The 21,844-nt window shown below is 60.1% G+C and carries 23 protein-coding genes; 14 read left to right on the top strand and 9 right to left on the bottom strand.

The window, feature by feature from the left end:
* Positions 1 to 33: 33 nt before the first annotated feature.
* On the top strand, positions 34 to 1,338 hold the full coding sequence (locus tag AC1RAC_RS25505; RefSeq protein ID WP_032894350.1) for an MFS transporter: 1,305 nt from the start codon (positions 34 to 36) through the stop codon (positions 1,336 to 1,338).
* 33 nt (positions 1,339 to 1,371) lie between these two features.
* On the opposite strand, the gene AC1RAC_RS25500 is transcribed toward AC1RAC_RS25505, so the two are convergent.
* The 3 genes from AC1RAC_RS25500 to trpB form a co-directional block, all read right to left on the bottom strand.
* Positions 1,372 to 3,030 (bottom strand): FAD-binding oxidoreductase, encoded by a 1,659-nt coding sequence (locus tag AC1RAC_RS25500; protein ID WP_057975190.1) that lies wholly within the window; start codon positions 3,028 to 3,030, stop codon positions 1,372 to 1,374.
* Between the two features lie 187 nt (positions 3,031 to 3,217).
* Positions 3,218 to 4,027 carry a tryptophan synthase subunit alpha gene (gene trpA, locus AC1RAC_RS25495; protein WP_034129208.1) on the bottom strand — a complete coding sequence of 270 codons (810 nt, stop codon included), beginning with the start codon at positions 4,025 to 4,027 and terminating at the stop codon, positions 3,218 to 3,220.
* Positions 4,027 to 5,253 (bottom strand): tryptophan synthase subunit beta, encoded by a 1,227-nt coding sequence (trpB, locus tag AC1RAC_RS25490; RefSeq protein WP_072445695.1) that lies wholly within the window; start codon positions 5,251 to 5,253, stop codon positions 4,027 to 4,029. The genes trpA and trpB overlap by 1 nt, the downstream gene beginning before the upstream one ends.
* Before the next feature lie 108 nt (positions 5,254 to 5,361).
* On the opposite strand from trpB, the gene AC1RAC_RS25485 reads away from it, so the two are divergent.
* Positions 5,362 to 6,258: a LysR family transcriptional regulator gene (locus AC1RAC_RS25485; protein ID WP_054897253.1), complete on the top strand. Its 897-nt coding sequence runs from the start codon at positions 5,362 to 5,364 to the stop codon at positions 6,256 to 6,258.
* 8 nt (positions 6,259 to 6,266) lie between these two features.
* Here AC1RAC_RS25485 and AC1RAC_RS25480 read toward each other — a convergent pair whose 3' ends face one another.
* On the bottom strand, positions 6,267 to 6,593 hold the full coding sequence (locus AC1RAC_RS25480) for an ElaB/YgaM/YqjD family protein (protein WP_003187304.1): 327 nt from the start codon (positions 6,591 to 6,593) through the stop codon (positions 6,267 to 6,269).
* Positions 6,594 to 6,750: 157 nt separating this feature from the next.
* On the opposite strand from AC1RAC_RS25480, the gene AC1RAC_RS25475 reads away from it, so the two are divergent.
* Together AC1RAC_RS25475 and AC1RAC_RS25470 are read left to right on the top strand one after the other, a co-directional pair.
* The gene (locus tag AC1RAC_RS25475; protein WP_005783406.1) at positions 6,751 to 6,966 is read left to right on the top strand and encodes a dodecin; all 216 of its coding nucleotides are present in this window, start codon (positions 6,751 to 6,753) and stop codon (positions 6,964 to 6,966) included.
* Positions 6,967 to 7,082: 116 nt separating this feature from the next.
* The gene (locus AC1RAC_RS25470; protein ID WP_054897252.1) at positions 7,083 to 7,310 is read left to right on the top strand and encodes a DUF1161 domain-containing protein; all 228 of its coding nucleotides are present in this window, start codon (positions 7,083 to 7,085) and stop codon (positions 7,308 to 7,310) included.
* Positions 7,311 to 7,455: 145 nt separating this feature from the next.
* Here the strand turns inward: AC1RAC_RS25470 and AC1RAC_RS25465 are convergent, their stop codons facing one another.
* The gene (locus AC1RAC_RS25465) at positions 7,456 to 8,457 is read right to left on the bottom strand and encodes an LLM class flavin-dependent oxidoreductase (protein ID WP_034129211.1); all 1,002 of its coding nucleotides are present in this window, start codon (positions 8,455 to 8,457) and stop codon (positions 7,456 to 7,458) included.
* Between the two features lie 217 nt (positions 8,458 to 8,674).
* On the opposite strand from AC1RAC_RS25465, the gene AC1RAC_RS25460 reads away from it, so the two are divergent.
* The gene (locus AC1RAC_RS25460) at positions 8,675 to 9,106 is read left to right on the top strand and encodes an OsmC family protein (RefSeq protein WP_003187311.1); all 432 of its coding nucleotides are present in this window, start codon (positions 8,675 to 8,677) and stop codon (positions 9,104 to 9,106) included.
* 212 nt (positions 9,107 to 9,318) lie between these two features.
* Complete coding sequence (locus tag AC1RAC_RS25455; protein ID WP_003187312.1) at positions 9,319 to 9,558, top strand: DUF1161 domain-containing protein; 240 nt, start codon at positions 9,319 to 9,321, stop codon at positions 9,556 to 9,558.
* A 1-nt stretch (position 9,559) separates the two neighbouring features.
* On the opposite strand, the gene AC1RAC_RS25450 is transcribed toward AC1RAC_RS25455, so the two are convergent.
* Positions 9,560 to 9,982, bottom strand: a complete 423-nt coding sequence (locus tag AC1RAC_RS25450; RefSeq protein WP_034134140.1) for a PA0061/PA0062 family lipoprotein — start codon at positions 9,980 to 9,982, stop codon at positions 9,560 to 9,562.
* Positions 9,983 to 10,092: 110 nt separating this feature from the next.
* Between AC1RAC_RS25450 and AC1RAC_RS25445 the strand changes: the two genes are divergently transcribed.
* Entirely contained in the window at positions 10,093 to 11,136 is a 1,044-nt protein-coding gene (locus AC1RAC_RS25445; protein WP_057975187.1) for an aminopeptidase, read from the top strand.
* Positions 11,137 to 11,231: 95 nt separating this feature from the next.
* Here the strand turns inward: AC1RAC_RS25445 and AC1RAC_RS25440 are convergent, their stop codons facing one another.
* Together AC1RAC_RS25440 and AC1RAC_RS25435 are read right to left on the bottom strand one after the other, a co-directional pair.
* On the bottom strand, positions 11,232 to 11,891 hold the full coding sequence (locus AC1RAC_RS25440; protein WP_034129215.1) for an HAD family hydrolase: 660 nt from the start codon (positions 11,889 to 11,891) through the stop codon (positions 11,232 to 11,234).
* Positions 11,888 to 12,430: a gamma carbonic anhydrase family protein gene (locus AC1RAC_RS25435; RefSeq protein WP_054897248.1), complete on the bottom strand. Its 543-nt coding sequence runs from the start codon at positions 12,428 to 12,430 to the stop codon at positions 11,888 to 11,890. Before AC1RAC_RS25435 ends, AC1RAC_RS25440 begins: the two co-directional genes overlap by 4 nt.
* A 101-nt stretch (positions 12,431 to 12,531) precedes the next feature.
* Here AC1RAC_RS25435 and prlC point away from each other — a divergent pair, with 101 nt between their 5' ends.
* Together prlC and AC1RAC_RS25425 are read left to right on the top strand one after the other, a co-directional pair.
* Positions 12,532 to 14,583, top strand: coding sequence for an oligopeptidase A (gene prlC / locus AC1RAC_RS25430; RefSeq protein WP_054897247.1), 2,052 nt, complete (start codon positions 12,532 to 12,534; stop codon positions 14,581 to 14,583).
* Complete coding sequence (locus tag AC1RAC_RS25425) at positions 14,580 to 14,855, top strand: YheV family putative zinc ribbon protein (protein WP_020301415.1); 276 nt, start codon at positions 14,580 to 14,582, stop codon at positions 14,853 to 14,855. Before prlC ends, AC1RAC_RS25425 begins: the two co-directional genes overlap by 4 nt.
* Positions 14,856 to 14,963: 108 nt before the next feature.
* Here AC1RAC_RS25425 and AC1RAC_RS25420 read toward each other — a convergent pair whose 3' ends face one another.
* Positions 14,964 to 15,614: a dual specificity protein phosphatase family protein gene (locus AC1RAC_RS25420; protein ID WP_057975184.1), complete on the bottom strand. Its 651-nt coding sequence runs from the start codon at positions 15,612 to 15,614 to the stop codon at positions 14,964 to 14,966.
* Between the two features lie 275 nt (positions 15,615 to 15,889).
* On the opposite strand from AC1RAC_RS25420, the gene AC1RAC_RS25415 reads away from it, so the two are divergent.
* The 5 genes from AC1RAC_RS25415 (at position 15,890) to AC1RAC_RS25395 (ending at position 21,841) form a co-directional block, all read left to right on the top strand.
* Positions 15,890 to 16,642, top strand: a complete 753-nt coding sequence (locus tag AC1RAC_RS25415; protein WP_054897245.1) for a gluconate 2-dehydrogenase subunit 3 family protein — start codon at positions 15,890 to 15,892, stop codon at positions 16,640 to 16,642.
* Positions 16,643 to 16,644: 2 nt separating this feature from the next.
* Positions 16,645 to 18,429 (top strand): GMC family oxidoreductase, encoded by a 1,785-nt coding sequence (locus AC1RAC_RS25410; RefSeq protein WP_492617087.1) that lies wholly within the window; start codon positions 16,645 to 16,647, stop codon positions 18,427 to 18,429.
* Between the two features lie 12 nt (positions 18,430 to 18,441).
* On the top strand, positions 18,442 to 19,740 hold the full coding sequence (locus tag AC1RAC_RS25405) for a cytochrome c (RefSeq protein WP_072445700.1): 1,299 nt from the start codon (positions 18,442 to 18,444) through the stop codon (positions 19,738 to 19,740).
* Between the two features lie 82 nt (positions 19,741 to 19,822).
* The gene (locus AC1RAC_RS25400; protein ID WP_492617086.1) at positions 19,823 to 20,881 is read left to right on the top strand and encodes a PA0069 family radical SAM protein; all 1,059 of its coding nucleotides are present in this window, start codon (positions 19,823 to 19,825) and stop codon (positions 20,879 to 20,881) included.
* Positions 20,882 to 21,109: 228 nt separating this feature from the next.
* A complete protein-coding gene (locus AC1RAC_RS25395) occupies positions 21,110 to 21,841 on the top strand; it encodes a carbonic anhydrase (protein ID WP_003187331.1) in 732 nt (243 codons plus the stop codon).
* Positions 21,842 to 21,844: the final 3 nt, after the last annotated feature.

Below are 21,844 nucleotides of genomic sequence, written 5' to 3'. Positions count from 1 at the left end.
CCTTCCTCAACAAATATAAAAAGAGGCACCCCCATGCACCCTGAATCCCTCACCGGGCAGGCTTCTTTAGTCACGCCTAGCAGAAAGCGCTTTTTCATCATGGTGCTGCTGTTCATCACCGTGGTCATCAACTACCTCGACCGTAGCAACCTGTCGATTGCCGCGCCCGCGCTGACCAGCGAGCTGGGGATCGATCCGGTGCAAGTCGGGCTGATTTTTTCTGCCTTCGGCTGGACCTACGCCGCCATGCAAATCCCGGGTGGCTGGCTGGTAGACCGGGTGCCGCCGCGCATTCTCTACACGGCCGCCCTGCTGCTGTGGTCGATTGCCACCGTGATGCTCGGTTTCGCCGCCAGCTTTATCGCGCTGTTCGTGCTGCGCATGGCCGTGGGCGCGTTGGAGGCGCCGGCCTATCCCATCAACAGCCGTGTGGTCACCACCTGGTTTCCCGAGCGCGAGCGCGCCACGGCTATCGGCGTCTATACCTCCGGGCAATTCGTCGGCCTGGCGTTCCTCACCCCGGTGCTGGCGTGGCTGCAGCACCAGTACGGCTGGCACATGGTGTTTGTGGTGACCGGGGGCGTCGGCATCCTGTGGGCCGCGATCTGGTACGCGGTGTACCGCGAGCCCAAAGATTTCAAAGGCGCCAACGAAGCCGAAATCCAACTGATCCGCGACGGTGGCGGGCTGGTGGACATGCAGGCTAAAACCGTCAAGGCACCCTTCAGCTGGACCGACCTCGGCATCGTGCTGAGCAAACGCAAGCTGTGGGGCATCTACCTGGGCCAGTTTTGCCTGAACTCCACGCTGTGGTTCTTCCTGACCTGGTTCCCGACGTACCTGGTGAAATATCGCGGCATGGACTTTATCCAGTCTGGCTTGCTGGCCTCCTTGCCGTTCCTGGCCGCGTTTGTGGGCGTGCTGTGTTCTGGGGTGTTTTCCGATTGGCTGATTCGCCGTGGGGCATCGGTGGGCTTTGCGCGCAAGTTGCCGATCATCAGTGGGCTGCTGATTTCCACGGCGATCATCGGGGCCAACTATGTGGACTCGACGGGGTGGGTCATCGCGTTTCTGGCGGTGGCGTTTTTCGGCAATGGCCTGGCGTCGATCACCTGGTCGCTGGTGTCGACCTTGGCGCCTGCCCGTCTGTTGGGGCTGACCGGCGGGGTGTTCAACTTCATCGGCAACCTGGCGGCAATTGCCACGCCTATCGTGATTGGCTTTCTGGCCAGTGGCTCGTCATTTGCGCCGGCCATTACCTACATTGCGGTCCTGGCGCTGCTCGGCGCGCTTTCCTACATATTGCTGGTCGGCAAAGTCGAGCGGATCGAGCTGTAAAAAGGGCGACCTTCGGGTCGCCCTTTTTTCGTTCTACGGCACCGACATCTCGTTGCGAAATATATTGTGCGGGTCCCAGCGCTGCTTGGTACGGCGCAAGCGGCTTTCGATCATCAGATCGGGAAAGAAGATTTTGTACCACTGGGGGTTTTTGCCGTTGGCCGGATTACCGCCTGTATAGGTCATGTCGAGGTCGGGGTAATTGATGTAGCAGCCTTCGAACGCATTGTTGAGCGGTACGCCTTGCGCATCGGCAAACGCATTGACGTACAGCCCTCGGATCCAGTCGGCATGGGCTTGATCCGCGGCCGCGCTGTCGCCGTGCCAGTAACACTGGGGTTGCCACTTGAGGAGGGACGAACGCTGGGCGGCCGACGACTCCTTGCGTACGGGCGCGCTGGCGGCGTTGATCTGGCCGCCGAAGGACTGAATCTGGATCAGGCTTTGTGTCAGGTGGTTGTCAGGGTCCGGCCAGGTCAGGGTAGTCCAGATGGCCTGTAGCACTTGGGGGCTGAACTCACCTTTCTGATAGGCCGATTTATAGCGCCCACGCTGATTGTCTCCCGAACCATTCAATGTTTGCTCGCACACCAGCCAGTCCAGGCGCCGCGCCGCAGCCTGGGCGGATGAGACTGAGTCGATGGGGCGCCCGCCGGCTGTGCCGGGCGGCAAATGGACCACATGAAACGGCACCAGCGACTCGGTGGCAGGTAAGCCGATGGCCGTGAGCATCTTGTCGACAAAATCATCGAAGGGCGCACGGTCGTTCAGCTCCCCCTCCTTGTCCACATAATGGATACCCAAGGTGATATTGCCTGTGTGCTCGTGGCGCATTTCCAGTTTGGTCGCCAGGCCCCAGGTGTCCGGGTTGCTCTGATGACTGGCGAACCATCGCTGGTAAGCCACCAGCAGGTTGTTAAGTGCATCCTGGGTCAGTACTGACCAATCCCATTCCAACACCAGCCACAGTACTTCTTTGGGGGCCGGTGGCAGGTCCTTGAAGTAATAGCTGGTGATAATGCCGAATTGACCACCCCCCGCACCGCAGCACGCGGCGAACAGGTCCAATTCGTCCTCTTGGGTGCTGTCCCTGCTGACATGGCGCGGTTCTAGCCCTTTGCCTTGGCTGTCAGGCACCAGGATATCGACCCCGCTGAGCCAGTCACACACCAGTCCATACTTGCGAGACAGCAGCCCATAGCCGCCACCGCAAATGTGTCCGCCCAGGCCCACGCTATAGCATGAGCCGCCGGGCAAGGTTTTGTTGGCCAGCTTGTACAAAGCGCCATAGGCGTCCCAGTTCTGGCCGCCGGCCTCCAGGCGAAAGCGGTAGCGAAAGGGCTGCGTGGGGTTCAGCTCGGAACCGATCTGGCCGTTGGCATCGTAGATCACTCGGTTCAGCGCGCTGATATCCAGGATCGACAGCACCTCATTCGGGCTGTCGGGCATCTTGTTGGCGACAAACCCTTCGTAGCAATGACCGCCGCTGCGTACGGTGATGCGTCCATTGGGCAGGGCCAATGCCTGGGCGGCGGCGTCCATGATGTCTTGCGGGCTGCGGCAAAGGTAAATCAGGTTGGCGCCATTGGGCGAAGACTGGCCCTGCACATTGCCCAAGGGCCAGCGCAGATTGAAACCCTTTTGCAGGGTTGAGTGACGACGGTCTGAAACGGTGACGAGATCAAATGCCATGATGTACTCCTAAGAGCCAAGAATGACTTCTGATGCGGCTAACTTAACGACCGAGGGGCAAGGACTACGGGGCTTGCGAAGGTGGTTAGACGGCAAAGGGCACGAAGTGCATTAAAAAAGGAGGTGGGCGACATGCCCACCTCCTTTGAAGCCTAGCGTATAAGCTGCGGTCGTTGCGCCGTGCAACTTACTTGCGTGCGTTGCGCACACCTTCCGACAGCGCTGCGCACAGGGTCAGCACGCCATCAATGGCTTGCTGATCGTTCTTGGCCGTGGCGATGTGATCGATCAGCGCCGAACCCACTACCACCCCGTCCGCCAAGCGTGCGATGGCCGCTGCCTGGTCGGGTGTGCGGATACCAAAGCCGATGCTGATCGGCAGGTCGGTATGGCGGCGCAGGCGGGCCACGGCTTCTTCGACGTGTTCCAGGGTGGCGGCACCCGCCCCGGTGACACCGGCGACCGACACGTAATACACAAACCCGGAGCTGCCATTGAGCACAGTAGGCAGGCGCACGTCATCGGTAGTCGGCGTGGTCAGGCGGATAAAGTCGATACCTGCGGCCTGGGCCGGGTCGCACAGCTCGCCGTTATGCTCGGGGGGCATGTCCACCACGATCAGGCCGTCGACGCCCGCTGCCTTGGCATCGGCAATGAACTGCGACACGCCGTATTTGTGGATCGGGTTGAAATAGCCCATCAACACCAGCGGCGTGTCGTCGTTGTCCTGGCGGAACTCGCGAACCATCTGCAGGGTTTTCAACAGGTTCTGCTTGGCGGCCAGTGCGCGGATATTGGCCAGCTGGATGGCCGGGCCATCGGCCATCGGGTCGGTGAAGGGCATGCCCAGCTCGATCACGTCGGCGCCGGCGGCCGGCAAGCCCTTGAGGATCGCCAGCGAGGTGTCATAGCCGGGGTCGCCAGCGGTGACGAAGGTCACCAGGGCGGCGCGATTTTGTTCCTTGAGTTGCGCAAAGCGGGTTTGCAGGCGGCTCATCAGTGTTTCTCCTGCTTGGACTGTTCCATATGGTGCATCACGGTCTGCATGTCTTTGTCGCCACGGCCCGAGAGGTTGACCACCATCAGGTGATCCTTGGGCAAGTTTGGCGCGCGCTTGAATACTTCAGCCAGGGCGTGGGCGCTTTCCAGTGCCGGAATGATCCCTTCCAGGCGGCAGCATTTGTGGAAGGCTTGCAGGGCTTCGTCGTCCGTTACCGAGGTGTACTGGACGCGGCCGATGTCATGCAACCACGCGTGTTCCGGGCCGATGCCGGGGTAGTCCAGGCCTGCGGAAATCGAGTGGGCGTCGATGATCTGGCCGTCGTCGTCCTGCAGCAGGAAGGTGCGGTTGCCGTGCAGCACGCCCGGTACGCCGCCGTTGAGGCTGGCAGCGTGCTTGCCGGTTTCGATGCCATGGCCTGCGGCTTCAACACCGATGATCTCGACGCTGGTGTCATCCAGGAATGGGTGGAACAGGCCCATGGCGTTGGAACCGCCGCCGATGCACGCCACCAGGCTGTCCGGCAGGCGGCCTTCCTGGGCCTGCAGCTGGCTGCGGGTTTCCTTGCCGATCACGGCCTGGAAGTCGCGCACCATCGCCGGGTATGGGTGTGGTCCGGCCACGGTACCGATCAGGTAGAAGGTGCTGTCGACATTGGTTACCCAGTCGCGCAGGGCTTCGTTCATGGCGTCTTTGAGGGTGCCGGTGCCGGCGACCACGGGGATGACCTCGGCGCCCAGCAGCTTCATGCGGAACACGTTGGCCTGCTGGCGCTCGATGTCGGTGGTGCCCATGTAGATCACGCATTGCAGGCCAAAGCGCGCCGCCACGGTTGCGGTGGCCACGCCGTGCATGCCGGCGCCGGTTTCGGCGATGATGCGTTTCTTGCCCATGCGCCTGGCCAGCAGGATCTGGCCGATGCAGTTGTTGATCTTGTGCGCGCCGGTGTGGTTGAGCTCTTCGCGCTTGAGGTAGATCTTGGCGCCGCCGCAGAACTCGGTCAGGCGTTCGGCAAAATACAGCGGGCTTGGGCGCCCGACATAATCGCGCTGAAAGTAGGCCAATTCTTCATTAAACGCCGGATCTACCTTCGCCGCTTCGTATTCACGGGCCAGGTCGAGAATCAACGGCATCAGGGTTTCAGCGACGTAGCGGCCGCCGAACGCACCAAACAGGCCGTTGGCGTCAGGGCCGTTGCGTAGATCGGTCTGGGACTGAGTCATGGGACGCTCCAGGAAAAATGTGTTTAAAGGCAATGACGGTCACTCTACTCGTGACGCTCTGACCTGAAAACCGATAAGATCGCCGCAACCTGTCAGGAAAACTCACAGATGAGCCGCGACCTTCCTCCCCTCAACGCCCTGCGCGCTTTTGAAGCCACCGCTCGCCTTAACAGCGTCAGCCAGGCTGCGGAGCTATTGCACGTGACCCATGGTGCGGTCAGCCGCCAGTTGAAAGTGCTGGAGGAGCACTTGGGCGTGAGCCTGTTCATCAAGGATGGGCGCGGCCTTAAACTCACAGATGCTGGCGTCAGGCTACGAGATGCCAGCAGCGAGGCTTTCGAGCGGTTGCGCGACGTGTGCGCCGAACTCACCCAACGCGGCGCTGACGCGCCCTTCGTTCTTGGTTGTTCAGGCAGTTTGCTGGCGCGTTGGTTTATCCCTCGGCTGGGGCGGTTGAATGCTGACTTGCCGGATTTACGCTTGCACCTGTCGGCAGGCGAAGGCGATCTGGACCCGCGCCGCCCGGGGCTGGATGCCTTGCTGGTATTCGCTGAGCCGCCGTGGCCGGCGGATATGCAGGTGTATGAGCTGGCCAGCGAGCGCATCGGACCGGTCTTGAGCCCCCGCTTCGCCGGTTTTGAACAACTGCGTCAGGCCCCAGCGTCGGATCTGCTGGAGCAACCCTTGCTTCACACCACCTCACGTCCGCAAGCCTGGCCCAGTTGGGCACGGCAACACGGCCTAGAGCCCGGCGCGCTGAAACTCGGCCAGGGGTTTGAGCATTTGTATTATCTGCTGGAAGCGGCGGTTGCCGGCTTGGGAGTGGCAATTGCGCCAGAACCGCTGGTGGCAGAGGACCTGCGAGCGGGTCGCCTGGTGGCGCCTTGGGGGTTCAGTGAAACCCCGGCGCACCTGGCGTTGTGGCTACCCAAGCGCGCCGCAGACGGGCGCGCCGGGCAGTTGGCGCAATGGCTCAAGGCTGAGCTGTTGCGTCAACCGATGTAACCGGTCAATCAGTCACCGCGTTTGCACAGCAGATAAGCCGCCAGCAGGCCCAGCGCGCCAACGGCGACACCGGCGGTCGTCCAGGGGTGCTCTTGTGCGTAGTCACGGGTGGCAGCGCTGGTTTCGCGGATTTTGACTTTGCTTTCTTCGTAGGCGTCGCTGATCAGGTGGCGAGAGTGCTTGAGGGCGTTCTCGGCATTGCTTTTCAAGGCCTTCAGCGTTTTGCGCGACTCATCGGACGCGTCGTCCTTGAGGCTCTCCAGCGATTTGAGCAGGCTCGAAATCTCGGCTTCCATGCTTTCCAGCGACGCTTTGCGTAAAGAAGTGTTGGCCATGTGGACATCTCCTGAAGTGATTGAGTGGCGTGTGTAGATACCGACTGCGCCGGTTTCAGAAAGTGCAGTAATTCTGAACTTTCGCCTCCCAACGGTCGCCTGAAGCAGTACGCACATTCGCTGCTAGTCTTGATTGACGACCTAAAGGAGAAACGCCATGAGTGATCATCACACGTACAAGAAAGTCGAACTGGTAGGCTCTTCCACCACCAGCATCGAAGACGCGATCAACAATGCCCTGGCTGAAGCCAACAAAAGCATCAAGCATCTGGAGTGGTTTGAGGTGACCGAAACCCGTGGTCACATCAAAGATGGCAAGGCTGCGCACTTCCAGGTCACGCTCAAAGTGGGATTCCGCATTGCCAGTAGTTGATCGGCAGAGTTGAACTTTGCCCGCTGGCCGATTGCCATAACCTGCGCTACAAACAACGGGTGCCGACGCGATGAGCGTCGGCACGCTCTTTTTGATCAGCGCAAGGAAAGTAACGGATGAAGAAGTTTCTGTTAGCGGTAGGGTTGTTGAGCATTGCGGGTACCGCTATGGCGGCGGGCAAGCCTTGTGAAGAGCTGAAAAGCGAAATCGCAGCGAAAATCGACGCCAAGGGTGCTTCGGGGTATTCGCTGGAAGTGGTGGACAAAGGTGCTACGCCAAGTGACCAGAAAGTAGTTGGCACCTGCGAAGGTGGCACCAAGGAAATTGCCTACAAGCGCGGCTAACCCCGTGCTGTATAAGCGACGCACCTGTGGCGAGGGAGCTTGCTCCCGCTGGAGTGCGCAGCGCTCCCATTTTTTGGGGCCGCTACGCAGCCCAGCGGGAGCAAGCTCCCTCGCCACAGGTGCGTCGTTTTTTGCCTCGGACTACTCAGCCCTTCATTACTTGTGCAAGCAGCTCGTAGGAATGAATCCGGTCGGCGTGCTCATACAGGTCACTGGTAAAAATCAGCTCATCGGCACCGGTCTGCTCGATCAACACCTCCAACTTGCCGCGAATCTTCGCCGGGCTGCCCACCATGGCCAAGCCGAGGAAGCTACCGACCGCATCTTTTTCATGGGGCAACCACAGGCCGTCCATGGTTTTTACTGGAGGGCGCTGCACCAGGCTCTGGCCGCGCATCAACGCGAGAATACGCTGGTACACCGAGGTGGCCAGGTAATCGGCCTGCTCATCGGTGTCGGCCGCCACCAGCGGAATGCCGAGCATCACGTAGGGCTTGTCCAGTACGGCTGAAGGCTTGAAGTGATTGCGATACACGCGAATTGCCTCATGCATCAAGCGCGGTGCGAAATGGGAGGCGAAGGCGTAAGGCAAGCCACGCTCACCGGCCAATTGTGCGCTGAACAGGCTTGAACCCAGCAGCCACACCGGCACATTGGTGCCGGTGCCCGGTACCGCGATAACCCGTTGGTCGGGCGTACGCGGGCCGAGGTAGGCCATCAGCTCGGCCACATCTTCGGGGAAGTCATCGGCACTGCCGGAGCGTTCACGGCGCAGGGCGCGGGCGGTCATCTGGTCGGAACCGGGCGCGCGCCCCAGGCCCAGGTCAATACGACCGGGGTAGAGGCTTTCCAGCGTACCGAACTGCTCGGCGATCACCAGTGGCGCGTGGTTTGGCAACATCACCCCGCCAGACCCCACGCGAATGGTCGAGGTGCCGCCTGCCAGGTAACCGAGCAGTACCGAGGTGGCCGAACTGGCGATGCCGTCCATATTGTGGTGCTCAGCTACCCAGAAACGGTGGTAGCCGAACTTCTCCACATGCTGGGCCAGGTCCAGGGAATTGCGCAGCGACTGCGCCGGGCTGCCGTTGGCGCGTACGGGCACCAGGTCGAGGGTCGAGAACTTTACGTCGGACAGCGATTTCATAAGCCTGCTTCTCCAATGGGGGCGCAGGCTTTCTAGACGAACCAAAACCTGCCGCTTCATGTGCATGCTCTATGCAATGAGGGCATATACCCGAGATTCAATAGGTAGCTCTGAAATTTCCTACTGGATTGCTAGGTTTCTCTTACGAATGAACTTTGTTTTGACGTCTATCCTCAGAACCCTTACCGACGCAAAACCACCGTTCGAGGAGAAAGCTATGAGTATCGTTAAAAAGGCATCCGCGCATTGGGAAGGCGACCTGAAGACTGGCCTGGGCTCCATTTCCACCGAAACCGGCGTGCTGCGCGAAGCGCCCTACGGCTTCAAGGCCCGCTTCGAGGGCGGCAAGGGTACCAACCCTGAAGAATTGATCGGCGCGGCTCACGCCGGCTGTTTCTCCATGGCGTTTTCCATGATTCTCGGCGACGCCGGGCTCAAGGCTGACAGCATCGACACCCAGGCCGAAGTGACTCTGGACCAGGTCGAGGGCGGCTTTGCGATTACAGCAGTGCACCTGATCCTGAAGGCCAAAATCCCAGGCGCGAGCCAGGCACAGTTCGATGAACTGAGCAAAAAAGCCAAGGAAGGGTGCCCGGTCTCCAAGGTACTGAATGCAACCATCACCTTGGATGCCACGCTGGTCAACTGACACAGCAGTCATCTTATGTGGGAGCGGGCTTGCTCGCGAATGCGGTGGATCAGCCGATATCTTCGGTGACTGATACTCCGTATTGGCGAGCGAGCCCGGTCCCACATGTTTAGTTCTGCGTTAAATCAGAACTCGTGTTTGCAAAATGTGGTCGAATAGCCCATGCAGCCTAGGCGCACACTCGTGCGCAGCGCATTCAGGGAGCTCCACACATGAAACGTTTTGCCTTGGCAATCATCTGCGGTGTATTGGCCACTTCGGCCGTGGCCGCGCCAAAAGATTGTGAAGAGCTCAGGAAAGAAATCGAAGTGAAGATCCAGGCCAAGGCGATTCCGTCCTACACCCTGGAAATCATCACCGCCGAAGAAGCCAAGAACCATGACGAAGCCATGATTGTCGGCTCATGCGAAAACGGCACCAAGCGCATCATCTATCAAAAGAACAACGACTGACTCAGATGCAGTTCACGCTGCGCTCTTCGGCCAATAGTTGGCGGGTTGAGTCGTACAGCCGGATGTTGGGCGTGAACGCCAGTGAGCGCCCTTCCAGCACATAGCGCTGGCCGGCCTGAAAGTGGTCGTACTGCAGCGTCATGAAGCAGGTGCGATACATCATCTGGCTGAGGCCACCCAGGCCGCCGCCAGCGGGCACTTCAAAGTCAAAGCGCACCATCAGCTCGTGAGGGCCGGGAGGCATTTGAAAAAAGCGCCCGTCGTCGAGGTTTTTCCCGTCCAGGCGCTGAGCCATCACCAACTTGGAACCCGGTGTCGGCGTGGTGAAATCGACCCAGGCCTGCTGCGGGTCCACGGGGGGGATGGGGGTCGAGGCGCAAGCGCTGAGGAATACAGCGGCGACGGGAAGCAAGAGCTGGCGCATGGCAGGTACTCAACACGAGAAGAGGCTTGAGTATAAACACGCCACGCCGTGGAAAAATCCCCGGCAAGCGCGATAGTCTGGCGAACCCATCACCCAGGAGCAGTCAGTGCATGATCAGGCGTTTTCTTCCAGGACTGATGGTTTTGCTGCTCAGCGGCTGCTCCAGTGTCAGTTATTACAGCCAGTTGGCGAGTGGCCAGTGGCACCTGTTGCGGGCCCGGGAGCCGGTTGCCGAGGTCATCGCCGACCCTGCTCGCCCGCCACTGCTGCGCGAGCATCTGGCTCAATCGCAGAAAGCTCGAACCTTTGCCAGTGAACACCTGCATCTGCCGGACAATCAAAGTTACCGGCTTTATGCCGATATTGGCCGACCCTATGTGGTCTGGAATGTCTTCGCCACGCAGGAATTTTCTCTGTCACCCCAGAACCATTGCTTTCCCATCGCCGGTTGCGTCGCCTATCGCGGCTACTACAACCAAGGTGCGGCCCGGGGCGAGGCGGCGCTGTTGCGGCAACAGGGCATGGATGTGTCGATCGGCGGCGTGGAGGCCTATTCCACCCTGGGCTGGTTCAATGACCCGATCATGAGTTCGATGATGAGCTGGGGCGATGAGCGCCTCGCCACGCTGATCTTCCATGAGCTGGCCCACCAGCGCTTCTACGTGAAGGACGACACCGAGTTCAACGAGTCCTATGCCAGTTTTGTCGAGCAGGAGGGCACGCGCCAATGGCGTGCGGCGCGGGGCCTGGCGCCTGTCGGCGATGCGGCGTTGAAGCAACGCGATCAATTTATCCGGCTGATTCTCGATACCCGTAGACGCCTGGAGGCGTTGTACGCGCAGCCGTTGGCAGCGGACGCGATGCGCCGGGCCAAAGCGGCGCAATTCGAGCAGTTGCGTAGCGAATACCGGCACCTGCGTGATAGCCAATGGGGTGGTGACAAGCGTTATGACGCCTGGATTAACCAGCCGATGAATAACGCGCGGCTTTTGCCGTTTGGGTTGTATGACCAATGGGTGCCGGCGTTTGCGGCGTTGTTTGCGCGGGAAGGCGGGGATTGGGTGAGGTTTTATGCGGCGGTGGAGAAGTTGGGTGGGCTGCCGGTGGAGCAGCGTAAAGCGGCGTTGAGGCAGTTGGAGACGGTTGGTCGTTAGGGCCTCTTCGCAGGCAAGCCAGCTCCCACAGTTGACCGATTTTCAACATGAGGATGCGGTCAACTGTGGGAGCTGGCTTGCCTGCGAAAGCGGTCTCAAGGACGCTGCAAAAACGCCTGATGCATCTGGTCCAACGTCTCGAAATGCCAGGTCGGTGCCTCGGCACTCAGCTCTTCAAAACTACCAAACCCATACCCCACGGCGGCCGAATCCAGCCCATTACTGCGTGCGCCGATCAGGTCATGCTTGCGATCACCGATCATCAAGGTGGTGGCCGGGTCCAGCCGTTCCTCACGCATCAAATGCGCGATCAACTCGACCTTGTTGGTACGCGTGCCGTCCAGTTCGCTGCCGTAGATCACCTTGAAGTACTTGGCAAAGTCGAAATGCCGCGCAATCTCGCGGGCAAATTCCCACGGTTTGGAGGTGGCTACGTACAGCTGACGCCCTTGGCTGTTCAACTCTTCCAATAACGGCATGACGCCGTCGAACACGCGGTTTTCGTACAGGCCGGTGACCTTGAAGCGCTCACGGTAGAAATTCACCGCCTCCCATGCCTTGGCCTCGTCGAAGGCGTAAAACTGCATGAACGCCTGCAGCAAGGGCGGGCCGATGAAGTGTTCGAGTTTGGTCAGGTCGGGCTCATCAATGCCCAGTTTGGCCAAGGCGTACTGGATCGAACGGGTAATGCCCTCGCGTGGGTCGGTGAGGGTGCCGTCCAGGTCGAACAGGACGGTGGGGTGATGCAGGGTCATTGATCGAATCCTTCAGCCAGGTGCAGGTCTTTGAGCTTCACGTAGTTCGCAGCGCTGTAGGTGAAAAAGGCGCGTTCTTTGTCAGTCAATGCGCGAACCTGTTTGACCGGGCTGCCCACATATAAAAAACCACTGTCGAGTTTCTTGCCTGGCGGCACCAGGCTGCCGGCGCCGATGATCACGTCGTCTTCGACCACGGCGCCATCCATCACGATACTGCCCATGCCGATCAGGACGCGGTTACCCACGGTGCAGCCATGCAGCATGACTTTGTGGGCGATGGTCACATCGTCGCCGATCAGCAACGGGTAACCCTGCGGATTGAACGGCCCGGCATGGGTAATGTGCAGCACGCAGCCGTCTTGCACGCTGGTGCGCGCACCGATGCGGATGCGGTGCATATCGCCGCGAATCACCGTCAGCGGCCAAACCGAGCTGTCAGTGCCGATTTCGACATCGCCGATCACCACCGCCGAAATATCGACAAACGCCCCGGCGCCGAGGGTTGGCGTGTGGTTCTGATAGGTGCGAAGGGTCACGATAGCCTCTCTCTCTTCTGCTGATAGCTGCGGTGGGTGTTGATTGTAATTAAGATGGCCCCATCTTTGTTCTACATGTTTCTTCAGCCAAGGTGCCCACCGTGAGCGCGAACAACCCTCTTTTGCAGTCCTACGACCTGCCGCCGTTCTCGGCGATCCGTGCCGAGCACGTGCAGCCGGCCATCGAACAGATCCTCGCCGACAACCGCGTGGCAATCGCAGAGATCCTCCAAAGCCAGGGTAAAAATCCGACGTGGGCAGGCCTGGTCCTGGCCATGGATGAACTCAATGATCGCCTTGGCGCGGCCTGGAGCCCGGTCAGCCACCTCAATGCCGTGTGCAACAGCGCCGAACTGCGCGAAGCCTACGAGGCGTGCCTGCCGGCATTGAGCGCCTACTCCACCGAAATGGGCCAGAACCGTGAGCTGTTTCAGGCCTTCGAAGCCCTGGCCAACAGCCCGGAAGCTGCCGGTTTCGATGTGGCGCAAAAAACCATTCTGGAACACTCCCTGCGTGACTTCCGCCTGTCGGGTATTGATTTGCCGCCGGAGCAGCAAAAACGCTACGCCGAGGTGCAGAGCAAGCTGTCCGAGTTGGGCAGCAAATTCTCCAACCAGTTGCTGGACGCCACCCAGGCCTGGACCAAGCACGTCACTGATGAGGCGACACTTGCCGGCCTGACCGATTCGGCCAAGGCGCAAATGGCTGCCGCCGCCCAGGCCAAGGGCCTCGACGGCTGGCTGATCACGTTGGAATTCCCCAGCTACTACGCCGTCATGACCTACGCCCAGGACCGCGCCCTGCGTGAAGAGGTTTATGCCGCCTACTGCACCCGTGCGTCGGACCAGGGCCCGAATGCCGGTCAGAACGATAACGGCCCGGTGATGGAGCAGATCCTCGACCTGCGTCAGGAACTGGCCCAATTGTTGGGTTATGCGTCGTTCTCCGAGCTGAGCCTGGCCACCAAGATGGCCGAATCCAGCGACCAGGTGCTGAGCTTCCTGCGCGACCTGGCCAAGCGCAGCAAGCCGTTCGCCGCCCAGGACCTGCAGCAACTCAAGGCCTACGCCGCCGAGCAAGGCTGCGCTGATCTGCAGAGCTGGGACAGCGGTTTCTACGGCGAAAAACTGCGTGAGCAGCGCTACAGCGTGTCCCAGGAAGCGCTGCGCGCCTACTTCCCCATCGACAAAGTGCTGGGCGGCCTGTTTGCCATTGTGCAGCGCCTGTACGGCATCGAGATCGCTGAGCTTAAAGGCTTCGACACCTGGCACCCGGATGTGCGCTTATTCGAGATCAAGGAGAACGGCGAGCACGTCGGACGCTTCTTCTTCGACCTGTATGCCCGCGCCAACAAGCGTGGCGGTGCCTGGATGGATGGTGCCCGTGACCGCCGCCGTACCCTTGATGGCGTGCTGCAAAGCCCCGTCGCCAACCTGGTGTGCAACTTCACCCCGGCCGACAGTGGCAAGCCTGCCCTGCTGACCCACGATGAAGTCACCACCCTGTTCCACGAATTCGGCCACGGCCTGCATCACCTGCTCACCCGCGTGGAGCACGCCGGCGTATCCGGTATCAACGGTGTGGCGTGGGACGCGGTGGAACTGCCGAGCCAATTCATGGAGAACTGGTGCTGGGAGCCTGAAGGCCTGGCGCTGATCTCCGGCCACTACGAAACCGGCGAGCCCCTGCCCCAAGACCTGCTGGAAAAAATGCTCGCGGCGAAAAATTTCCAGTCCGGCCTGATGATGGTGCGTCAGCTGGAGTTCTCGCTGTTCGACTTTGAACTGCACGCCACCCATGGCGATGGTCGCAGCGTGGCCCAGGTACTTGAAGGCGTGCGCGATGAAGTCTCAGTCATGCGCCCACCGGCCTACAACCGCTTCCCCAACAGCTTCGCTCACATCTTCGCCGGCGGTTATGCGGCGGGTTACTACAGCTACAAATGGGCGGAAGTGCTGTCGGCGGACGCGTTCTCCAAGTTTGAGGAAGACGGCGTGCTCAACGCCCAGACCGGGCGTGCCTTCCGTGAAGCCATCCTGGCCCGTGGCGGCTCCCAGGCGCCGATGGTGCTGTTCGTCGATTTCCGCGGACGCGCGCCGTCGATTGACGCACTCTTGCGCCACAGCGGCTTGAGTGAGGACGCGGCAGCATGAGTGAAGGGCCTGTGATTACCAAAAAGCAATTTATCGCCGGGGCGGTCTGCCCGGCGTGCAGCGAGCCGGACAAGTTGAAGATGTGGACCGAAGACAGCGTGCCGCACCGCGAATGCGTGGCCTGCGGGTATACCGATACGCTGAATGATCAAGGCCTGTCGGTGCCCAAGGAATTGGGCACTAGGGTCAATACCACCGCGTTGAAAGCGCCGGCCGATCCTAAGGTGCAGGCAGTGCAGTTCTTCCCGAACCCGAAGCTGAAAAAAGACTAAGCCGGCACTCACTGTAGGAGCGAGCTTGCTCGCGAAGAACTCAACAGCGCGGCGTTTATCCAGGAAAACGCGCGTTATCGTTAACGTTCTTCGCGAGCAAGCTCGCTCCTATAATTTTTTTTCTTCCTTACCCGTTGTGGTGATCCAGCCTTTCATTGAGCACAACGCAAAGGCGCTGGTGCTGCAATCCCCATTCGCCAAAGCTGTGCGCAACTTGTCGACATCGGCTTTCATCATGTAGCGAACGCCATCCTTGAAACCATTGCTGCTGCCAAAGCCGCCCAAGGTCATTTCGTTCAGCGCGTCCTCCTTGCTCCACCCTTGAACCACCACCCGATACATCGCTGCCATCAGGCCGGTGCGGTCGGCGCCGTGCTTGCAATGCATCAACACCGGGCCATCGGCCTCTGCTGCCTGAATCGCTCTGATTGCCGCCAGCACGTCGGCATCGTCGACGTGGTTGGTTCGATAGCTCAACTGCACCTGTTTGATATCAGAGGATTGGAGCCACTGCGTATCAGATTCTGGCAGGAAGTTGATGACCGTAACGATCTTGAGTTTTTGCAATAACGGCAGCGCACGTCCATCCGGCAATGCGCTGCGATAGAGCGTGGGTGTCATCTGGTGCAGGTTGTATTGGTTACCCACCGGCTGGGCCCACTCCGGCGAGCGGATCGACGCAGCCTCATCGGCTTGTACGGTGCTGAACAGGCTCATGAGCGCCAGGCCGAGAACGAGGAGTAAGCGTGTGTTGAACATGAACGTCGTGACCGAGCTAGGAAGTGGCTGATGGGCCGCAGATTCACTTAAAGCGGGTCAATACGGCGTGAGGTCCGTGTCAAAGAATCGTGATGCTTGCGATCTGATCCGGTGTTTTTGTCACCGAATCGACGCCTCTGAATTCTTAGCCTGCTATCATTTGTAACTAATGTTTGCCATTGTGCTGTGTCTGCTTGGATCCAATTAGCGGCAAAGCCTTCACGCTGCTCCCAGAAGCGGCGGATAAACCCGTGACCACATGATGAGGTGTACCTATGTCTGATCAAGATCAAGACAACCCCCGGCGTGACTTTTTACGCAAATCCTTGACCTTGATCCCGGTGGTCACGGTTGCCAGCACCGGCCTTGGCGGTTCGATGTTGATGGCCACTCCGGAACCGGCCCAGGCCGAGCCGGCCAAACCCGCGGTCAGCGACAAAGCCTACGAGCCAAGTTATTTCACGGCCGAGGAATGGGCGTTTATCAACGCCGCCGTCGAGCGCTTGATTCCCGCTGACGCCCAAGGCCCAGGTGCCTTGGAAGCTGGCGCGCCGGAATACATCGACCGCCAGATGAACACCCCTTACGCCAGTGGCGCCCTGTGGTTCATGCAAGGCCCGTTCAACGCTGATGCGGCGCCGGAGATGGGCTGGCAAAGCAAATTGGTACCCAAGGAGATCTATCGCCTCGGCATTGCTTGTACGGATGCGTGGTCGAAAGCGTTCAACGGTAAGGCTTTTGCTGCGCAAGACAGCGCTACCCGAGACGATATGCTTAGGCGTCTGGAGGCTGGCGGCAGCGAAGTGGCGGCGCACTTCGACGCGGTGCCGCCCAAGATGTTCTTCAACCTTTTGCTGCAAAACACCAAGGAAGGCTTTTTCTGCGACCCTATCCACGGCGGTAATAAAGGCATGGTCGGCTGGACCATGATCGGCTTCCCCGGCGCCCGCGCCGATTTCATGGATTGGGTGGAACGCAACGAGCAATACCCCTTCCCGGCTGTTTCCATTCGCGGCGAGAGGGCGTAAACGTGGCGACCATCATGAAGAAAGTGGATGCAGTGATTGTGGGCTTCGGCTGGACGGGCGCGATCATGGCCAAAGAGCTGACAGAAGCGGGCCTCAACGTGGTAGCGCTGGAGCGCGGCCCGATGCAGGACACTTATCCAGACGGCAACTATCCCCAGGTCATCGACGAATTGACCTACAGCGTGCGTAAGAAGCTGTTCCAGGACATCTCCAAAGAAACGGTGACCATTCGCCACAGCGTGAATGACGTCGCCCTGCCCAATCGTCAGTTGGGCGCGTTCTTGCCGGGCAATGGCGTTGGTGGTGCGGGGTTGCACTGGTCGGGCGTGCATTTTCGCGTCGACCCGATTGAGCTGCGCATGCGCAGCCATTACGAAGAGCGCTACGGGAAGAACTTCATTCCCAAGGACATGACCATCCAGGACTTCGGCGTCAGCTACGAAGAGCTGGAGCCGTTTTTCGACTATGCGGAAAAAGTCTTTGGCACCTCCGGCCAAGCCTGGACGGTCAAGGGCCAACTGGTCGGTGAAGGCCGTGGCGGCAACCCCTACGCGCCGGATCGCTCCAACCCGTTCCCGCTGGAGGCGCAGAAAAATACTGTCTCCGCCCAGCTGTTTCAGAAAGCGGCGACCGACGTAGGTTACAAACCTTACAACCTGCCTTCGGCCAATACGTCGGGGCCGTACACCAACCCCTACGGTGCGCAGATGGGCCCGTGCAACTTCTGCGGGTTTTGCAGTGGCTACGTGTGCTACATGTACTCCAAGGCTTCGCCGAACGTGAACATCCTGCCGGCCTTGCGCCAGGTGCCCAACTTCGAGCTGCGGCCCAATTCCCACGTGCTCAAGGTCAACCTCGACAGCACCAAGAAGAAAGCCACCGGCGTGACCTACATCGACGCCCAGGGCCGCGAGTGTGAACAACCGGCTGACCTGGTGATTCTTGGCGCCTTCCAGTTCCATAACGTGCGCCTGATGCTGCTGTCCGGCATCGGCAAACCCTACGACCCGATTACCAACGAGGGTGTGGTAGGCCGCAACTTCGCCTACCAGAACATGGGCACCATCAAGGCGTTCTTCGACAAGGACACCCACACCAACAACTTTATCGGCGCGGGCGGCAATGGCGTGGCCATCGACGACTTCAACGCCGACAACTTTGACCATGGCCCCCACGGCTTCGTGGGTGGTTCGCCGATGTGGGTCAACCAGGCGGGCAGCCGGCCGATTGCCGGTACGTCCAACCCGCCGGGCACGCCGGCCTGGGGCAGCACCTGGAAGCGCGCCACCGCCGATTACTACACCCATCAGGTCTCAATGGATTCTCACGGTGCCCATCAGTCCTACCGCAGCAACTACCTGGATCTGGACCCGGTCTACCGGGATGCCTACGGCCTGCCGCTGCTGCGCATGACCTTCGACTGGCAAGAAAACGACATCAAGATGAACCGCTTCATGATGGAAAAAATGGGTAAAGTGGCCCAGGCCATGAACCCCAAGGCCATCGCCGTGCTGGGTAAAAAGGTTGGTGAGCATTTCAATACCGCCTCCTACCAGACCACCCACCTCAACGGCGGCGCGATCATGGGCACCGACCCGAAAACCAGTGCGTTGAACCGCTACTTGCAGAGCTGGGATGTGCACAACGTCTTTGTCCCTGGTGCTTCCGCTTTCCCACAAGGCTTGGGCTACAACCCTACCGGCCTGGTGGCAGCGTTGACCTACTGGTCAGCTCGCGCGATTCGCGAGCAGTACCTCAAAAACCCCGGCCCGCTGGTTCAGGCATAAGGAGCGATGACCATGAAAGCACTCGTTATCGCCTCCCTGGCGCTGTTCAGCAGCTGCTCGATCAGCGCCGCCGAAACCGATCTGATCAAGCAGGGTGAATACCTGGCACGTGCCGGCGACTGCGTCGCCTGCCACACCGCCAAGGGTGGCAAGCCCTTCGCTGGCGGCCTGCCGATGGAAACGCCTATTGGCGTGATCTACTCCACCAACATCACCCCGGACAAGACCGGTCTGGGCGACTACAGCTTCGAGGATTTCGACAAGGCCGTGCGCCATGGTGTCGCCAAGAACGGTAGTACGCTTTACCCGGCGATGCCTTACCCGTCTTATGCACGTGTCAGCGACAGCGATATGCAAGCGCTGTATGCGTACTTCATGAAGGGGGTCGAACCGGTTGCCCAGGAAAACAAGGACAGCGATATTCCCTGGCCCCTGAGCATGCGTTGGCCGTTGGCGGCCTGGCGCTGGATGTTTGCCCCGGCAGTCGAGGCGCATCAGCCGCAAGCCGCTGCCGACCCGGTGATCGATCGCGGTGCCTACCTGGTGGAAGGTCTCGGACATTGCGGCGCCTGCCATACGCCGCGTGCCCTGACCATGCAGGAAAAAGCCCTGAGTGCCACGGACGGCAGCGCCTTCCTCTCTGGCAGTGCGCCGTTGGAAGGCTGGATTGCCAAAAGCCTGCGCGGCGACCACAAGGACGGCCTCGGCAGTTGGAGCGAAGAGCAACTGGTGCAGTTTCTCAAGACCGGCCGCAGTGACCGCAGTGCGGTGTTCGGCGGTATGAGCGATGTTGTCGTCCATAGCATGCAGTACATGTCGGAAGATGACCTGACCGCTATCGCGCGATACCTCAAGAGCCTGCCGGCAGTCGATCCGAAGGACCAGCCGCACCAATACGACAAGCAGGTAGCGCAAGCGCTCTGGAAAGGTGATGACAGCAAGCCGGGCGCCTCGGTGTATATCGACAACTGCGCGGCCTGCCACCGTACCGACGGCCATGGCTATACGCGGGTATTCCCGGCGCTGGCGGGCAACCCGGTGTTGCAGACGGCAGATGCCACGTCGTTGATCAACATTGTGTTGAACGGCGGCACCTTGCCGGCCACCCATGCGGCGCCATCAACCTTCACTATGCCAGCGTTCGCCTGGCGTCTGTCGGACCAGGAAGTGGCGGATGTGGTCAGTTTTATCCGTGGCAGCTGGGGCAACCAGGGCGCGCCGGTCAAGGCGAGCGATGTGGCGGACCTGCGCAAAAACGATCTGCACACCACCTCGGGCGATGACTTGGGGCAGGTGACGCAAAAGCACTGATAAGTTCGCTGGCCGCCCAACGGCACTGGTCAGAAACCTCGCGCCTCGATACTGTATATAAAAACAGTATCGAGGCGTTTTCATGTCTACTGCGCTGCCGCCCCGTGGCCGGGGTACGGCCACCAATCTGCATAATCGCTTTGCACCCACCGTCAGCGTGGCCGAGGACGACGGTTGGTATCAGGAAGTGCCGCCGACCCAAGGCACCGAAGTGCGTATCGAAACGGCCAAGACCATCATCACCCGCAACAACTCGCCGGACTTGCCGTTTGATCGGTCGATCAACCCGTATCGTGGTTGTGAACATGGTTGCATCTACTGCTATGCGCGGCCCAGCCATGCCTATTGGGACATGTCGCCCGGGCTGGACTTTGAAACCAGATTGATTGCCAAGAGCAATGCGGCCGATGTGCTGGAACAGCAGCTGTCCAAGCCGGGCTACGTGTGTGCGCCGATCAACCTGGGCTCCAATACCGATCCGTACCAGCCAATCGAGCGCGAATACCGGATCACCCGGCAAACCCTTGAAGTACTGCTGCGCTACCGCCACCCAGTGACGATCATCACCAAGGGCTCGCTGATCCTGCGCGACCTCGACCTGCTGACCGAGTTGGCCCGCCAGCGCCTGGTGGCGGTGATGATCAGCCTCACCAGCCTGGACGACGAGCTCAAGCGCATCCTGGAACCGCGCACGGCGGCCCCCAAGGCACGGCTGCGGGCGATTCGGGTAATGCGCGACGCAGGCATCCCGGTGGGCGTGCTTTGTTCGCCAATGATCCCGATGATCAACGACAGCGAGCTGGAGAGCCTGCTTACCGAAGCTCACGCGGCCGGCGCACAAAGCGCGGCGTATATGATGCTGCGCCTGCCATTGGAGGTGGCGCCGTTGTTCGAGGAGTGGCTGGCGGCCCATTACCCCCAGCGAGCCGCCCATGTGATGAGCCTGGTGCGTCAAGTACGCGGGGGTGAGGTGTATGACAGCCGGTTTGGCGTGCGTATGCGCGGTGAAGGGCCGTTTGCCGATTTGCTGGCGCAGCGTTTCAGCAAGGCGATCAAGCGTCTGGGGCTGAATCGGCGGCAAGGGTTCAACCTTGATTGCACGGCGTTTTGCCCACCGGGCAGGCAGATGGCTTTGTTGTAGACTGAGGGAGAGACGTGCACCTTTGCTGTAGGAATAGTCGCGTTTTGACATCACTGAAACCCGCGTTCTAGAGCGGTTCATTCAGTTTGAGTTAAGTTTCGACGTTTACCTTGTTCAGCGAGTGACTGATGAGTCGGCGGCCTGGCCGGTGCTTGTTTTACAACTATTTCACCGCCATGGCGTCGAACTGACCTGAACCCTCCCCTGCATTGATCAAGAGGATGAATCATGAGTGACAAGGATAAACAGCCGTTGGCTGCGTCGGCTTCAGCCCCTCAGGTGGCGGAATCCGCCGATGCAGCGCTGCAGCATATCGTTGACGGCTTTTTGCATTTCCATCACGACGTCTTCCCCCAGCAGGAAGAACTTTTCAAGAAACTCGCCACTGCCCAGAGCCCACGGGCGATGTTCATCACCTGCGCCGACTCGCGCATCGTGCCCGAGCTGATCACCCAGAGCTCCCCAGGCGACCTGTTCGTGACCCGTAACGTCGGTAACGTGGTGCCGCCCTACGGCCAGATGAACGGCGGTGTTTCCACGGCTATCGAATACGCTGTGCTCGCCCTTGGCGTACAGCACATCATCGTGTGCGGGCATTCGGACTGCGGCGCCATGCGTGCCGTGCTCAACCCCGACAGTCTGGAAAAGATGCCGACGGTCAAGGCCTGGTTGCGTCACGCCGAGGTCGCCAAGACCATGGTCCATGACAACTGCGACTGCGCCAACGAAGGCGAGAGCATGGCGGTGCTGACCGAAGAAAACGTCATCGCCCAACTGCAACATTTGCGTACCCACCCTTCCGTGGCTTCGCGCATGGCCAATGGTCATTTGTTTATCCATGGTTGGATCTACAACATCGAGACCAGCGAAATTCGGGCCTACGATGCGGACAAAGCGGCGTTCCGACCGCTGAACGGCACCGAGCCGATCCCTTCAGCGACGCCTAAAGCGCGCTTCTAAAAC

Source organism: Pseudomonas sp. GW823-FHT02F05 (assembly GCF_058797315.1).
The sequence above is the reverse complement of the archived record's forward strand: the minus strand, read 5'-3'. Positions and strand labels throughout refer to the sequence as shown.